This window comes from Luethyella okanaganae, from assembly GCF_042660285.1.
Lineage (GTDB): Bacteria > Actinomycetota > Actinomycetes > Actinomycetales > Microbacteriaceae > Luethyella > Luethyella okanaganae.
This window is the reverse complement of the sequence record NZ_JBHSTP010000004.1, coordinates 1-14,682: the sequence shown is the minus strand read 5'-3', so window position 1 is coordinate 14,682 and position 14,682 is coordinate 1. Positions and strand designations below refer to the sequence as shown.

The following is a 14,682-nucleotide window of genomic DNA, read 5'->3' as shown; positions in this document are numbered from 1 at the left end:
GTGCGCATCCCGTTGAGCTGGCTCGCCGAATACGTCGACCTGGTGCCCGGTGCGACCCCGGAGGACGTGCACGCCGCCCTCGTGCGCGTCGGCCTCGAGGAAGAGGACGTGCACACCTTCGAACTGTCCGGACCGATCGTCGTCGGCCAGGTGCTCGAGTTCGTCGAGGAATCCCAGGCGAACGGTAAGACGATCCGCTGGTGCCAGGTGCGGGTCGCCCCGGACGGCGAGGTCGCCGCCGATGGTGGGCCCGCCGTGCACGGCATCGTCTGTGGCGCACGCAACTTCTTCGTCGGCGACAAGGTCGCGGTGACCCTGCCCGGTTCGGTGCTGCCCGGTCCGTTCCCGATTGCTGCGCGCACGACCTACGGTCACCTCTCCGATGGCATGATCGCCTCCGCGCGCGAACTCGGACTCGGCGATGACCACGACGGCATCCTGCGCCTGTCGACTCTGGGGCTCGACCCCGAGGTGGGTGAAGACGCGATCTCGCTGCTCGGGCTCGACGACGCCGCCGTCGAGATCAACGTCACCCCGGATCGCGGCTACGCGTTCTCGATCCGCGGCGTCGCCCGCGAGTACGCGCACGCCACGGGGGCGGCGTTCCGGGATCCGGCCGCGGGTGTCGTGCTCGCTGCGGGTGCAGGCTTCGGCGTCACCGTCGCCGACGACGCGCCGATCCGCGACCGCGTCGGTGCGACCGTGTTCATCACCCGTGCCGTACGGGGGATCGACCCGAGCCGGCCGTCACCGGCCTGGCTCGTCGCGAGGCTCAAACTCGCAGGCATCCGCTCGGTCTCGCTCGTCGTGGACGTCGCCAACTACGTGATGCTCGAGCTCGGACAGCCGATCCACGCCTACGACCTCGACGCGCTCCGCGGGGGCATCACGGTGCGGCGTGCCGCCGCAGGAGAGAAGCTGGTCACCCTCGACGAGAAGGAGCGCTCGCTCCACCCCGAAGACCTTGTCATCGCCGACGAGTCAGGCGCGATCGGTCTCGCCGGGGTGATGGGCGGCGCCACTACGGAGATCGGCGACGGGACTCGCAACGTGCTCGTCGAAGCCGCGAACTTCGACCCGGTGTCGATCGCTCGCACCGCGCGTCGGCACAAGCTCCCGAGCGAGGCGTCCAGACGCTTCGAACGCGGAGTCGACCCGCAGGTCGCCGAGACCGCCGCGGCGCGCGTCGTGCAGCTCCTCGTCGAGCTCGCCGGTGGATCGGACGACCCGCTGGGCTCGGTGCATCAGCAGAGCCAGGAGCGTCCCGTCATCGTGCTTCCCGCAGGCTTCGTCTCGGGTCTCATCGGCGTCGACTATACGCCGGAGGAGGTGCGCGACGCTCTCGTGGAGATCGGCGCCCGTCTCGAGGCGCGTGGAGGTGAGCTGCTCGTAACCCCGCCGAGCTGGCGGCCCGACCTCGTCGACAAGGCGGGTCTCGCCGAAGAGGTCGCCCGCATCTCCGGTTACGATCGCATCCCGGCTGTGCTCCCTGTGGCTCCTCCCGGGCGCGGACTGACGCGTGCGCAGCGACTGCGTCGCATCGCCGCGAACGTCCTCGCCGCGAGTGGGCTGACCGAGGTGCTCGCATACCCCTTCGTCCGAGAGACGGATGTCGCGACCTTCGGCCGACTCGGAGTCGACGTCGGCGCGCCTGTCAGGGTCGCCAACCCGCTCGATGGCGAGCGCCCTGTGCTCCGTACCTCATTGCTGCCCGGCCTCGCAGAGATCGCGCACCGCAACCTCTCCCGGGGACTCACCGACCTGGCGATCTTCGAAAGCGGACTCGTGTTCCTCCCGCAGGGGGGTGATCGTTTCGGCGTCGATGAGCTCCCGATCGGAGCCGCGCGCCCCTCCTCCGAGGCGCTCGCAGCGCTCAACGCGGGCATCCCGGAGCAGCCGCGCTACCTCTCCGGGCTCCTCCTCGGCAACGCCATCCCACGTCAGCCGGAGCAGGCGGCCGTGGCCTGGGACTGGCAGGATGCCCTTGCAGCGGTCCGTCAGGTGGCACATGCCCTCGACGTGACCATCGAGGTGTCACAGGGCGAGCATCCCGCATTCCATCCAGGCAGGACGGCGCGGCTCACCGCAGTGACGCCCGATGGCTCGCCGATCGTCGGCTTCGCAGGCGAACTGCTCCCTTCCCTCGCGCTCGAGTTCGATCTGCCGCATAGGGTCGCCGCATTCGAACTCGACCTGGACGTGCTCATCCGCTCCGGGCGTCGCGAGATCCTCGCCCGCCCGGTGCTCACGATGCCGGCGGCAACGCAAGATCTCTCACTCGTCGTCGCCCGGAGTGCTCCGGCCGGCGCGGTGCGTGCGGCGGTCGTCGAGGGGGCCGGTGAACTGCTCGAGGATGTGCGACTGGTCTCGGACTACCGGGGGACGGGTCTGCCAGAGGGCAACAAGAGCCTGACCTTCGCGCTCAGGTTCCGTGCCGCCGACCGCACCCTGACGGCGGCGGAGGCGAGTGCGGCGAAGCTGAGCGGCGCGGAGCGCGCCGCAGAACTCTTCGGCGCGACGATTCGCGAGTGAGGCCGGTGCCGGTTTTGGCTTTCTCCAACGTCGCACGCTAGGATCTCGACATGCTTCTCGCTCAGCACGCTTTTCTCGCACAGCCCGTCGTGGCCGTGTGCGTGCCGCGCCGACGCCGGAACGACCGCCGAATCTAGGCGACGCATATGCGACCCCTGAGTGGGTCGACGTGGGCGTCGCCGCTGGTCCCCCGTCGCCTACTCAATAAGGAAGAAGCATGACATTCGCGGTAGCCGTGGCCGGCGCATCCGGCTATGCGGGCGGAGAACTCCTTAGGATACTCTCCGGACACCCTGACTTCGAGGTACGGACGGTGACGGCGCATCAGAACGCCGGACAACCGCTCGTGGCGGTGCAACCGCACCTGCGCTCGCTCGCACATCTCACTCTGCAAGCGACGACACCCGAGGTCCTCGCTGGCCACGACGTGGTCTTCCTCGCGCTGCCGCACGGGAAATCGGGAGAGCTGGCGGCCGCCTTCGACCCAGAGACCCTCGTGGTCGACTGCGGAGCCGACCATCGGCTGCGGAGCGAAAGCGACTGGACCGCGTTCTACGGAGGGGAGTATTTCGGCGCCTGGAGCTATGGCGTCCCCGAACTCTTCGTCGGAGGCTCGGCAAGCCCGCTCAAGCAGCGTGAGGCTCTCGTCGGGGAGCGGCGTATCGCAGCCCCCGGCTGCAATGCCAGCACCGTGGCGCTCTCGCTCGCGCCCGGCGTCCGTGCGGGCGTGATCGACGACCGCGACCTCGTCGCCGTGCTCGCGGTCGGCCCTTCCGGGGCCGGAAAGACCCTCAAGATCACCATGCTGGCGAGCGAGATCCTCGGTTCGGCCAATCCCTACGCGGTCGGCGGGACGCACCGGCATATCCCCGAGATCCGGCAAGCGCTGCGTGCGGCAGGGGCGACGGCGCCCACCATCTCGTTCACGCCCGTCCTGGTGCCGATGTCACGGGGAATCCTGGCTACCTCGACGGCGCGCATCGTTCCAGGCACGGATGCCGCGACCGTCCGGGCCGCGTGGCACGACGCCTACTCGGACGAGCCCTTCGTCCAGCTGCTTCCCGAGGGGGATTTCCCGCGGACGGCGGACACACTCGGCGCCAACACGGCACTCATCGGACTCGCCGTCGACGAGGCCGCTGGGCGTGTCGTTGTGGTCGCGGCCCTCGACAACCTCGTCAAAGGAACGGCCGGCGCCGCCATCCAATCCGCCAACATCGCGCTCGGCCTGCCCGAGACGACGGGTCTTTCACTGAATGGAGTCGCACCGTGAGTGTCACCGCCCCCCTCGGCTTCGAAGCGGCCGGAGTCGCCGCCGGAATCAAGAAATCCGGTGCGCGTGACCTCGCGCTCGTGGTCAACCGGGGACCCTCGCGGGCGGCGGCGGCGGTTTTCACGAGCAATCGGGCGCAGGCCAACCCCATCCTCTGGTCGAAGCAGGTCATCGCGGACGGCGAGGTCGACGCCGTCGTGCTGAACTCGGGCGGCGCCAACTGCTTCACCGGACAGCAAGGGTTCCAGGTCACGCATCGCACGGCGGAGGCCGTCGCGGCGGCGCTCGGGATCTCTGCGGGAGACGTGCTCGTCTGCTCGACCGGCCTCATCGGCGACCAACTCGACGGTGTGGTGCTCGAGGCGGGTGTCGCCCTCGCTGCACGCGAACTCTCCGATCAGGGCGGGACCGACGCGGCGCGGGCGATCATGACGACCGACACCGTCGAGAAGACCGCGATTTTCCGCGGCGACGGCTGGGCGATCGGTGGCATGGCCAAGGGGGCTGGCATGCTGGCGCCGGGACTCGCGACCATGCTCGTCGTGCTCACGACCGACGCCGTCCTCGGCTCGGGGCAACTCGACGTGGCGCTGCGTGAGGCGACCAGGGTGAGCTTCGACCGGCTCGACTCCGACGGCTGCATGTCGACGAACGATCAGGTCTCGTTACTGTCCTCCGGGGCATCGGGCGTCGTGCCGGACCCCGAGGCGTTCCGGCTCGCGCTCGTCGAGGTCTGCACGAGCCTCGCTCTGCAACTGCAGACGGATGCCGAGGGCTCGAGTCACGACATCAGCATCGAGGTGCTCGGTGCGGTGACGGAGGACGACGCTGTCGAGGTCGGTCGCGCGGTCGCGCGCAGCAACCTCTTCAAGGCGGCTGTCTTCGGCAACGACCCCAACTGGGGTCGGGTGCTCGCCGCGATCGGGACGACGAAGGCGCCCTTCGACCCCTACGACGTCGATGTGAGCATGAATGGCATCCGCGTGTGCTCGCAGGGCCAGCCCGATCAACCGCGTGAGCTCGTCGATCTCACGCCGCGTGCGGTCTCCGTGGTCGTCGACCTCAAACAGGGTGGTGCGAGCGCGACCATCCTCACCAACGATCTCACCCACGATTACGTGCACGAGAACAGTGCGTACGCGAGTTGACGATGGGCATCGACGACGAGACCCGGCGGCTCCACGCCGACGCAGCAGGCAAAGCCGCCACCCTGATCGAGTCCCTGCCGTGGCTGAAACGCTTCCACGACCAGGTCGTCGTTGTGAAGTTCGGCGGCAATGCCATGGTGAGCGAAGAACTGCGGCGTGCCTTCGCCGAGGACATGGTCTACCTGCTCTACGTCGGCATCCGACCCGTGGTCGTGCACGGCGGCGGTCCGCAGATCTCCGAGATGCTCGAGAGACTCGGCATCCCGAGCGAGTTCCGTGGCGGGTACCGGGTCACGACCCCCGAGGCGATGGATGTCGTGCGTATGGTGCTCACGGGCCAGGTCAACCGCGCTCTCGTGAGTGAGATCAACCAGCACGGTCCGCTGGCCGCAGGTCTCTCCGGTGAGGATGCCGGACTGTTTCGGGGGCGTCGTCGTGGCGTCGTCGTCGACGGTGAGGAGGTCGACCTCGGACTCGTCGGCGACGTCATCGCCGTCGATCCCGCGGCTGTGCATGCCCAGCTCGAGGCCGGCCGAATCCCCGTCGTCTCGTCGATCGCGCCCGATGCGGAAGTCCCGGGGCAGTCGCTCAACGTGAACGCCGATTCGGCCGCGGCTGCGCTCGCCGTCGCTCTCGGCGCGGCGAAACTCGTGATCCTCACCGACGTCGCGGGTCTCTACCGTGACTGGCCCGATCGCGAATCCCTCGTCTCGGTCATCGACGCGCCCACCCTCAGGGATCTCTTGCCCCGGCTGGAATCGGGGATGATCCCGAAGATGGCGGCCTGTCTGGAGGCCGTCGACGGCGGGGTGGCGAAGGCCGCGGTCATCGACGGAAGGGTGCCCCATTCGATCCTGCTCGAGATCTTCACCCAGAACGGTATCGGCACCGAGGTGGTCGCTGGGGCGGAACCGGTGGTTCTCGAGACGGAGGTGGTGTCGTGAACGCCTGGCAGCAGCGCTCGGGTGCGACAATGATGCGCACCTTCGGTCGGCCCCTCGCGCTTCTCGTGCGCGGTGAAGGGGCACGGGTGTGGGATGCAGACGGGGTCGAGTATCTCGACTTTCTCGCAGGCATCGCCGTCAACGCCCTCGGCCATGCGCATCCGGTCTTCGTCGAGGCGATCGCACGTCAGGCCGCGACGCTCGCACACGTCTCCAATTACTTTGCGACACCACCCCAGCTGGAACTCGCCGAACGCCTGACTCGCCTAGCGGCGACGGGGTCAGGCGGCCGGGTGTTCTTCGGCAACTCCGGTGCCGAGGCGAACGAGGCGGCGTTCAAGCTCGCACGGCTGAACGGCGGAACTGCTCGCCCGCGCATCCTCGCTTTGACGGACAGCTTCCACGGCCGCACGATCGGGAGCCTCGCCCTCACCGGCAAGGCCCACATGCGTGAGCCGTTCGAGCCGCTGCCCGGCGGAGTCGAACACATCGACAGCACGCTCGAGGCGCTCGAGACGGCCATCGACGAGTCCGTCGCGGCGCTGTTCGTCGAGCCGATCAAGGGCGAGGCCGGCGTGTTGCCCCTGCCGGAGGGTTATCTCAAAGGTGCCAGGGAGCTCACCGAGCGTCATGGCGCCCTGCTGGTCGTCGACGAGATCCAGACCGGTGCTGGGCGCACAGGGGAGTGGTTCGGTTTCCAGCATGCCGACATTCGGCCCGACGCCATTACGGTGGCCAAGGGGATCGGCGGCGGCGTCCCCATCGGCGCCCTCGTCACGTTCGGCCGGGCATCCGAGTTGTTCACCGTCGGCCAGCACGGCAGCACCTTCGGAGGCAACCCGCTCGCGACGGCGACGGCCAATGCCGTGCTCGGAGAGATCGAGTCCGCGGGGCTGGTCCGGAACGCTGTAGAACGTGGAGCGCAGCTGCGTGACATCGTGCGCGGCTACGCATCGCCCCACATCGAGGGTGTGCGCGGTCAGGGGCTGCTGCTTGGCATTGCTCTGACGGAACCCCGTGCGCAGGAGCTCGCCGCGGCGGCGCTCGCGAACGGCCTCATCGTGAACGCGGCGAACGAGTCGACGATCCGTATCGCGCCTCCGCTCATCATCGGCGAGGTGGAGCTCGCCGAGTTCGAGCGACGATTCGCGCGTGCCCTCGCCTGCCTCGATCATGGAACCCAGACAGAAAGCGACCGATGACCAGACATTTCCTGCGCGACGACGACGTGACCCCCGATGAGCAGTCCGAGATCCTCGACCTCGCTGCGGAACTCAAGCGCGATCGATTCGGCAGGAAGCCGCTCGAAGGACCGCAGACGGTCGCCGTCATCTTCGACAAGTCGTCGACGCGAACCCGGGTCTCCTTCGCGGTCGGCATAGCCGATCTCGGTGGCAGTCCGCTCATCATCAGCACTGCGAACAGTCAGCTGGGCGGTAAGGAGACGCCCTCCGACACGGCACGCGTGCTGGAACGGATGGTGTCCGCGATCGTCTGGCGCACATACGCCCAGGCAGATCTCGACGAGATGGCGGCCGGAACGACCGTTCCGGTCGTCAACGCGCTCTCCGACGACTTCCACCCCTGTCAACTGCTCGCCGACCTCCTCACCATCACGGAGAAGCGCGGACGCTTGTCCGGACAGACGCTCACCTTTCTCGGCGACGGGGCGTGCAACATGGCCCAGTCCTACCTGCTCGCGGGTGCGACGGCAGGGATGCACGTGCGGATCGCCTCGCCGGACGGCTACACCCCGAACGTCTCGGTCGTCGCGGATGCCTCGGCCATAGCAGCCCGTACCGGCGGGTCGGTCGAGCTCTTCACCGACCCCGTCGAGGCCGTAGCCGGTGTCGATGTGGTCGTCACCGACACCTGGGTGTCGATGGGCAAGGAGGAGGAGAAGGCGGTGCGTGTCGCTGAGCTCGGCTCCTATCGCGTCGACGCCCGGCTCATGGCCGGAGCGAAGCCTGACGCGCTGTTCATGCACTGCCTCCCGGCCGACCGCGGCTACGAGGTGACGGCCGACGTCATCGACGGCCCGCAGAGCATCGTCTGGGACGAAGCCGAGAACCGGCTGCACGCGCAGAAGGCGCTCTTGGCGTGGCTGCTGACGAAGAACGCCGGCTGAGCCCGCCGTAAACTGGACCGAAGAATTCATAGAAGGAGAACCATGGCGGAACGCGTTGTACTCGCCTATTCGGGTGGCCTGGACACCTCGGTAGGAATCGGCTGGCTCAAGGATGCGACGGGCAAAGAGGTCGTCGCCCTCGCGATCGATGTCGGCCAGGGTGGCGAGAACATGGAGGACGTCCGCCAGCGTGCGCTCGACTGCGGTGCAGTCGAGTCGGTCGTCGTCGACGCCAAGGACGAGTTCGCGAGCGACTACATCGTTCCCGCGCTCAAAGCCAACGCGCTGTACCAGAAGCGCTACCCGCTCGTCTCGGCGCTGAGTCGTCCGCTCATCGCCAAGTACCTTGCTTCAACAGCCAAGAAGCTCGGAGCTGACTCCGTAGCTCACGGTTGCACGGGCAAAGGCAACGACCAGGTTCGCTTCGAGGCGGCCGTCGCTGCCCTCGCCCCCGATCTCACGAGCATCGCTCCCGTGCGCGACCTTGCGCTCACCCGCGACAAGGCCATCGTCTACGCGGAGCAGCACAACCTTCCCATCGAGCAGTCGAAGAAGAGCCCGTACTCGATCGACAAGAATGTCTGGGGTCGTGCCGTCGAGACCGGCTTCCTCGAAGACCCGTGGAACGCGCCCATCGAGGACCTCTATGAGTACACCCAGAACCCCGACGTGTTCCGTGAGGCCGACGAGGTCACGATCACGTTCGACGCCGGCATCCCCGTCGCGATCGATGGGGTCGCTCATACCCCGCTCGAGATCGTCGTCGCGATGAACACCCTCGCCGGAAAGCACGGCGTCGGTCGCATTGACATCGTCGAGGACCGCCTCGTCGGCATCAAGAGCCGCGAGGTCTACGAGGCTCCGGCCGGCATCGCCCTCATCGCCGCGCACGAAGAACTCGAGAACGTGACGATCGAGCGCGACCAGGGTCGTTACAAGCGCGCCGTCGAGGCGAAGTGGTCAGAGCTCGTCTACGACGGGCTCTGGTTCTCCGGCCTCAAGCGCTCGCTCGATGCGTTCATCGACCACACGCAGCGGTACGTCTCGGGCGACATCCGTCTGAAGCTGCAGGGGGGTCGAGCGGTCGTCACAGGCCGAAAGTCGGAGCAGAGCCTCTACGACTTCAGCCTCGCTACCTACGACACCGGCGACACCTTCGACCAATCCCTGGCCAAGGGCTTCATCGAGCTGTGGTCGCTCCCGAGCAAGATCTCGGCCAAACGCGACCTCGGTGCGTAGCCGGAACGGCCGGCCCGTCGACGTGGCCGGCCGTTCCATCGGGGCGAACGGCGAGTGTGAACGCCTGAGCCGGGTGTCGACAAGGAACCACGAGAAATGCGGATGCCATGAGCAACGAGCACAGCAAGAACGAGCACAGCAAGGATGAGATCGCCGGCGTCGGCGCCACGACGGAGGGTGCCTTGTGGGGGGCACGGTTTGCGGGCGGTCCATCGCCGGAACTCGCCGCGCTGAGCAAGTCGACCCATTTCGACTGGCAACTCGCCGAATACGACATCGCCGGGTCGCGGGCGCACGCCTTGGCCCTCGCTTCTGCCGGCTACCTCGACGAGGCAGAGCTCGCAAGCATGCTCGGCGCGCTCGACGCCCTCGAGCAGGCCGTGCGCGACGGCCGGTTTCTCCCCCTCGAGAGCGACGAGGATGTCCACGCCGCGCTCGAGCGCGGCCTCATCGAGATCGCCGGTGGCGACCTCGGCGGCAAGCTTCGCGCCGGGCGCAGCCGTAACGATCAGATCGCCACTCTCATCCGTCTCCTGCTCCGCGACCATTCGGCGCGGGTGTCGCGGCTCCTGATCGATCTCATCGATGCGCTGGCTGCACAGGCCGCCGCGCACCCCGCCGTGATCATGCCGGGCCGGACGCACCTGCAGCACGCGCAACCGGTGCTGCTGGCGCACCATCTACTCGCGCACTGCTGGCCGTTCGTGCGCGGCCTCGAACGCCTCGCAGACTGGAATGTGCGTGCCGATGCCTCGCCGTATGGATCCGGCGCCCTCGCTGGCAACACCCTGGGCCTGGACGCGGCTCTCGTCGCCAGAGAACTCGGCTTCGGGCGTGTCGTCGAGAACTCCATCGACGGCACCGCAAGTCGTGACCTCGTAGCCGAGTTCGCCTTCGTGCTTGCTCAGATCGGCATCGACCTATCACGTCTCGCTGAGGAGATCATCCTCTGGAACACCCGGGAGTTCGGCTTCGTCACCCTCGACGACGGGTACTCGACCGGATCGTCGATCATGCCGCAGAAGAAGAACCCCGACATCGCCGAGCTCGCGCGCGGCAAGGCCGGGCGCCTCATCGGCAATCTCGCGGGACTGCTCGCGACGCTCAAAGGGCTGCCACTCGCCTACAACCGCGACCTGCAGGAGGACAAGGAGCCGGTCTTCGATTCGCTCAGCACCCTCGAGGTGCTGTTGCCAGCGTTCACAGGGATGGTGGCGACCATGCGATTCCACCCGGAGCGCATGGCCGAGCTCGCGCCGCAGGGTTTCTCGCTCGCCACCGACGTCGCGGAATGGCTCGTGAAGCAGCATGTGCCGTTCCGGGACGCACATGAGATCACCGGGTCGATGGTCATGTTCTGTGAAGATCGCGGCATCGAACTGCACGAGATCGACGACGCCGACCTTGCCACGATCTCGCCGCACCTCACGCCCAAGGTGCGGTCGGTGCTGACGATCGAGGGATCCGTGAACAGCCGCGACGGAATCGGCGGCACCGCTCCGGTGCGAGTGGCCGAGCAACTCGCTGCGCTCACCGAGAGGATACGAGTGCTGGCGGCGGCGTTGCCTGCTGGTCGCATCTGACCGTGGCCGGGGCACCGCGAACGCCCACCAGGGCGTTCTTCGAGCGCGACGCCGTCGAGGTGGCCCCGCAGCTTCTGGGCGCGATTCTGAGCCACCGCACTCCGGAAGGCATCGTCGCCGTGCGAATCACCGAGGTCGAGGCGTATCGGGGTGCTGGTGAGGATCCCGGCTCGCATGCGCACCGCGGGCCGACACCGCGCACCCGGGTCATGTTCGCGGAGCCCGGTCGGCTGTACGCGTACTTCAGCTACGGCATGCACGTGTGCGCGAACATTGTGTGCTCGCCTGCCGGGGCGGCATCCGCTGTGCTGCTGAGGGGTGGTGAAGTGGTCGGGGGGCTCGAGTTGGCACGGATGCGGCGGCGCCCCACCGCGTCCGTCGATCGCGATCTCGCACGGGGGCCGGCTCGGCTCGCCATGGCCCTGGGTATCGGTCTCGGTGACGGCGGCTCCGACATCCTGTCCGAGCCGTTTCGGCTGGCTGTCTCCGGCGATGCCGAGATTTTCGCCTCCGGACCGCGCACCGGGGTCAGTGGCGCCGGCGGGAGTGCGGGGTTCCCCTGGCGGTTCTGGTTGCCGGGGGAGCCGACCGTCTCGCCGTATCGCAGACATGCGAAGTCCCACGAGTGAGTGATGGGATGGCGTCATGCGACCGGCTGCGTCGCGCGGACGTCTTGTCTGGTCGCCCTATCCGATGGCGAGTCGAACGATCGCGCCGCACAGACATGCCCAGGTGAGGCTGGCGAGCGTGCCGATGATGAAGCGCTCCCGGGCTTCGGCTGCGGCGAGCTCTGTGAATCGGCCGACACCCTTGATCGCCACGACGATGGCTAGCGCTTCAGGGAATCCCGCGATGATCGCGCCGGTCGCGGCGGCACGTTCCAGGACTCCGATCGTCGTCCCCCCTTGGAGGACCTCGTGACGGGCGTCTGTCATCGGGGTCTTGTCGTCGAGGATCAGGGCATCGCGCACCATGATCCCGCCATGGAGGCCCGGCGGCACGCTGTCGTGGGTGGCCAGGGACAGGGCGAGCACAGCGGCGGGGCCGCCTCCGAAGATCGCCAGCGCCAGGCCGAGCAACGCGATGAGTCCGCCTATGACATGCGGGACCGAGGTGTCGGCGAGCCACGTGACGATCAGCCCGGCGAACAGTCCGCCTGCCGCCGCCCACGTATAGGGCACACTCCTGTGGAAGAAGGCGAGCGCGGCGTAGGTGGCGCCGGCTGTGAGGACCATCACGAGGAGCGCCCAGGAGAGAACGGCCAGGATATCCCAGTGGGTGAAGAAGGGGATCACGCGACGTGCTCCATTCCGGCGCCCGATCGGTCGAGCTCCTCCAGCAGCCTAATCAGTGCGGGCCGTGCGTCTTCCTCGACGCTCCACATCGCCACCTTCAACCGTTGGCTCACGGCTGCGGGGGAGATGCCGATCAGGGCTGCCGCCGACTGCTGATTGTGTCCGGCGGTGAGGAGGTCGACGGCTTCCCACCCCTGCCCCGTGCGGCGCGCGCGTAGCAGGAGCAGCATCGTCACGAGCGGCTCGACGTCGGATACCCGGATGGGCTGGTCGTCGGCATCCGGCGACGCCTCCTGACCATGCAGCGCGAATCGGGCGTCCGCACGCTTCGCCACCTCGACGGCGTTGCGTGCAGCGACGAAAGCAGGACCCGTGGCCTTGCGGGCCGCATCCGGCAACGGAGTGCGCACCGCACCGACGCCGAGTCCCACGCTCCAGTGTCCGGTCCTGGTGAGTTCGAGCACGACATCGAGGGCTACGGCGGGGGAGTCCGTCGCCGCCTGAAGCTCGTCGCCCGATGTCTGATCGAAGAGAAGGGCGAGGGCATTGCGGTAGCGCTCGTTCAACTGGGCCTGGAGGGAGCCGGCTCGATCGATGTCATTGCGACTGTCGATCTGGTCGGCCGTGATGACGAACATGACCACTCCTTCGAAATCTCTAGCACATTAAGTATACAGGCCTAATTATCAGCTTATGAAGCCTCAGAGCTTCATATGTTCGGATCAAGGATACGCTCGAATCGGTCGCCGTCGCCTCGCTGATAACCTGGCTCCGTGTCCGACCCCGCCATCCTCGCCGCCCAGTCCAACGATCCAAGTTTTCCCGACCTGTGGGAAGAGATCCAATGGCGTGGCCTCGTGCATGTGTCGACGGATGCGGACGAGATCAAAGCCCTGCTCGCGGGCGAGCCGATCACCTACTACTGCGGATTCGATCCGACCGCTGCGAGCCTGCACCTCGGTCATCTCGTCCAGTTGCTGCTCATGCGTCGTCTACAACTCGCTGGACACCGTCCACTCGGGCTGGTCGGCGGCTCGACCGGGCTGATCGGTGATCCGCGGCCGACGGCGGAACGCACTCTGAACACCCGGGAAGTCGTCGAGGACTGGGTGCGCTCATTGCAAGTGCAGGTGTCCCGCTACCTGAGCTTCGAAGGAGATAACGCGGCGCGTCTGGTCAACAACCTCGACTGGACGGCGCCGTTGTCGGCCATCGACTTCTTACGCGAGATCGGGCAGCACTACCGCATCGGCACGATGCTCAAGAAGGATGCGGTTGCGGCGCGACTCAACTCCGAGGCAGGCATCAGCTACACAGAGTTCAGTTACCAGATCCTGCAGGGGCTTGACTTCCTCGAGCTCTACCGTCAGCACGGTTGCGTCCTGCAGAGCGGCGGCAGCGACCAGTGGGGAAATCTCACGAGCGGCACGGACCTCATCCACCGAGTGGAGCACGTGAGCGTGCACGCGATCGGCACCCCGCTCATCACCAACAGTGACGGCACCAAATTCGGCAAGAGCGAGGGCAACGCCATCTGGCTGAATCCTGAGATGACGAGTCCTTACGCCTTCTACCAGTTCTGGCTCAACACCGATGACGTCGATGTCGTCGAAAGGCTCAAGATCTTCACCTTCTTCAGCAGGGAGGAGATCTCGCGGCTCGAGCGACTCGTCGAGGCGCAACCGTTCAAGCGCGAGGCACAGCGTGCGCTCGCGTTCGAGGTCACGAGCCTGGTGCACGGCGCGGATGCCACGCGCAAGGCGGTCGCGGCAGCCGAGGCGCTCTTCGGCCAAGGTGACCTGGCTGAGCTCGATGCCGCGACTCTCGAGTCCGCGCTCCGTGAGCTGCCGAACACGACGACCGCGCCGAATGCCGGGATCGCACAGCTGCTCGTTGACACGGGACTCACGGCAAGCCTGGGGGAGGCCCGGCGAGCCATCGCGCAGGGCGGTGTCTCCGTCAACAATGTCAAGGTCGTCGACGAAGCCGCGACGATTCGGGATGCGGTGCTTCCGAGCGGGGTCGCCGTGCTGCGTCGCGGTAAGAAGACGCTCGCGGGAGTGTTCGTCGAATAGCCCAAACGGCTGCGGACAGTGTGCCACGCGCGGGATGCGGCATGCACGGGACGCGAGGCCGATTTGCCCGGTCGCGGTGGCCTGCGCAGTGTAATCCTCTGTCACCCCACAGGTGCGGGAAAGCGGAAGAGGTTCCCGGCCTCAAGCGAAACGAAATCCTCAGCCAGAGCCTGACCGTTGCTGTTGCAACGACACGGTTTGACGCCTAAGATGAAAGCCCCTACTCGAAGAGCTGGTCATACAGTTCGGGAGTGTTTGCGGCTGTGCTCAGTATGAGCGGTCGGAGTGCGAGACACTCGATTTGACACCGCGAAACAGGGTGGTAGGGTAGAGAAGTTGCCCCGAGATGAAGGCTGAGAGGCTCGAGTCCGGGTGTGTCTGATTTTTGAGAACTTAACAGCGTGCACAATGTTATATGCCAATTGTTATGTGCCGAATTGGTCTCTTGTGTTTGATCTGGTTTTT

At 67.0% G+C, this 14,682-nt stretch carries 12 protein-coding genes; 10 read left to right on the top strand and 2 right to left on the bottom strand.

Annotated features, from left to right (window positions below; all coding sequences use genetic code 11):
• The 9 genes from pheT (at position 1) to ACFQB0_RS14005 (ending at position 11,476) form a co-directional block, all read left to right on the top strand.
• Positions 1-2,532 (top strand): phenylalanine--tRNA ligase subunit beta, encoded by a 2,532-nt coding sequence (pheT, locus tag ACFQB0_RS14045; RefSeq protein WP_386732860.1) that lies wholly within the window; start codon positions 1-3, stop codon positions 2,530-2,532.
• 217 nt (positions 2,533-2,749) lie between these two features.
• Positions 2,750-3,805: an N-acetyl-gamma-glutamyl-phosphate reductase gene (argC, locus tag ACFQB0_RS14040; protein WP_386732858.1), complete on the top strand. Its 1,056-nt coding sequence runs from the start codon at positions 2,750-2,752 to the stop codon at positions 3,803-3,805.
• Positions 3,802-4,953 carry a bifunctional glutamate N-acetyltransferase/amino-acid acetyltransferase ArgJ gene (gene argJ / locus ACFQB0_RS14035; RefSeq protein ID WP_386732856.1) on the top strand — a complete coding sequence of 384 codons (1,152 nt, stop codon included), beginning with the start codon at positions 3,802-3,804 and terminating at the stop codon, positions 4,951-4,953. The genes argC and argJ overlap by 4 nt, the downstream gene beginning before the upstream one ends.
• A gap of 2 nt (positions 4,954-4,955) precedes the next feature.
• Positions 4,956-5,897: an acetylglutamate kinase gene (argB, locus tag ACFQB0_RS14030; RefSeq protein WP_386732854.1), complete on the top strand. Its 942-nt coding sequence runs from the start codon at positions 4,956-4,958 to the stop codon at positions 5,895-5,897.
• Positions 5,894-7,099 (top strand): acetylornithine transaminase, encoded by a 1,206-nt coding sequence (locus ACFQB0_RS14025; protein ID WP_386732852.1) that lies wholly within the window; start codon positions 5,894-5,896, stop codon positions 7,097-7,099. The genes argB and ACFQB0_RS14025 overlap by 4 nt, the downstream gene beginning before the upstream one ends.
• Entirely contained in the window at positions 7,096-8,025 is a 930-nt protein-coding gene (gene argF / locus ACFQB0_RS14020; protein WP_386732850.1) for an ornithine carbamoyltransferase, read from the top strand. Before ACFQB0_RS14025 ends, argF begins: the two co-directional genes overlap by 4 nt.
• A gap of 42 nt (positions 8,026-8,067) precedes the next feature.
• Entirely contained in the window at positions 8,068-9,264 is a 1,197-nt protein-coding gene (locus tag ACFQB0_RS14015) for an argininosuccinate synthase (protein WP_386732847.1), read from the top strand.
• A gap of 107 nt (positions 9,265-9,371) precedes the next feature.
• Positions 9,372-10,847: an argininosuccinate lyase gene (gene argH / locus ACFQB0_RS14010; protein WP_386732845.1), complete on the top strand. Its 1,476-nt coding sequence runs from the start codon at positions 9,372-9,374 to the stop codon at positions 10,845-10,847.
• Positions 10,844-11,476 (top strand): DNA-3-methyladenine glycosylase, encoded by a 633-nt coding sequence (locus tag ACFQB0_RS14005; RefSeq protein WP_386733296.1) that lies wholly within the window; start codon positions 10,844-10,846, stop codon positions 11,474-11,476. The genes argH and ACFQB0_RS14005 overlap by 4 nt, the downstream gene beginning before the upstream one ends.
• 57 nt (positions 11,477-11,533) lie before the next feature.
• On the opposite strand, the gene ACFQB0_RS14000 is transcribed toward ACFQB0_RS14005, so the two are convergent.
• Together ACFQB0_RS14000 and ACFQB0_RS13995 are read right to left on the bottom strand one after the other, a co-directional pair.
• The gene (locus ACFQB0_RS14000; protein WP_386732843.1) at positions 11,534-12,142 is read right to left on the bottom strand and encodes a hypothetical protein; all 609 of its coding nucleotides are present in this window, start codon (positions 12,140-12,142) and stop codon (positions 11,534-11,536) included.
• Positions 12,139-12,780 carry a DNA-binding protein gene (locus tag ACFQB0_RS13995; RefSeq protein ID WP_386732841.1) on the bottom strand — a complete coding sequence of 214 codons (642 nt, stop codon included), beginning with the start codon at positions 12,778-12,780 and terminating at the stop codon, positions 12,139-12,141. Before ACFQB0_RS13995 ends, ACFQB0_RS14000 begins: the two co-directional genes overlap by 4 nt.
• Positions 12,781-12,915: 135 nt before the next feature.
• On the opposite strand from ACFQB0_RS13995, the gene tyrS reads away from it, so the two are divergent.
• A complete protein-coding gene (gene tyrS, locus ACFQB0_RS13990) occupies positions 12,916-14,217 on the top strand; it encodes a tyrosine--tRNA ligase (protein WP_386732840.1) in 1,302 nt (433 codons plus the stop codon).
• The last annotated feature ends 465 nt before the right edge of the window (positions 14,218-14,682 follow it).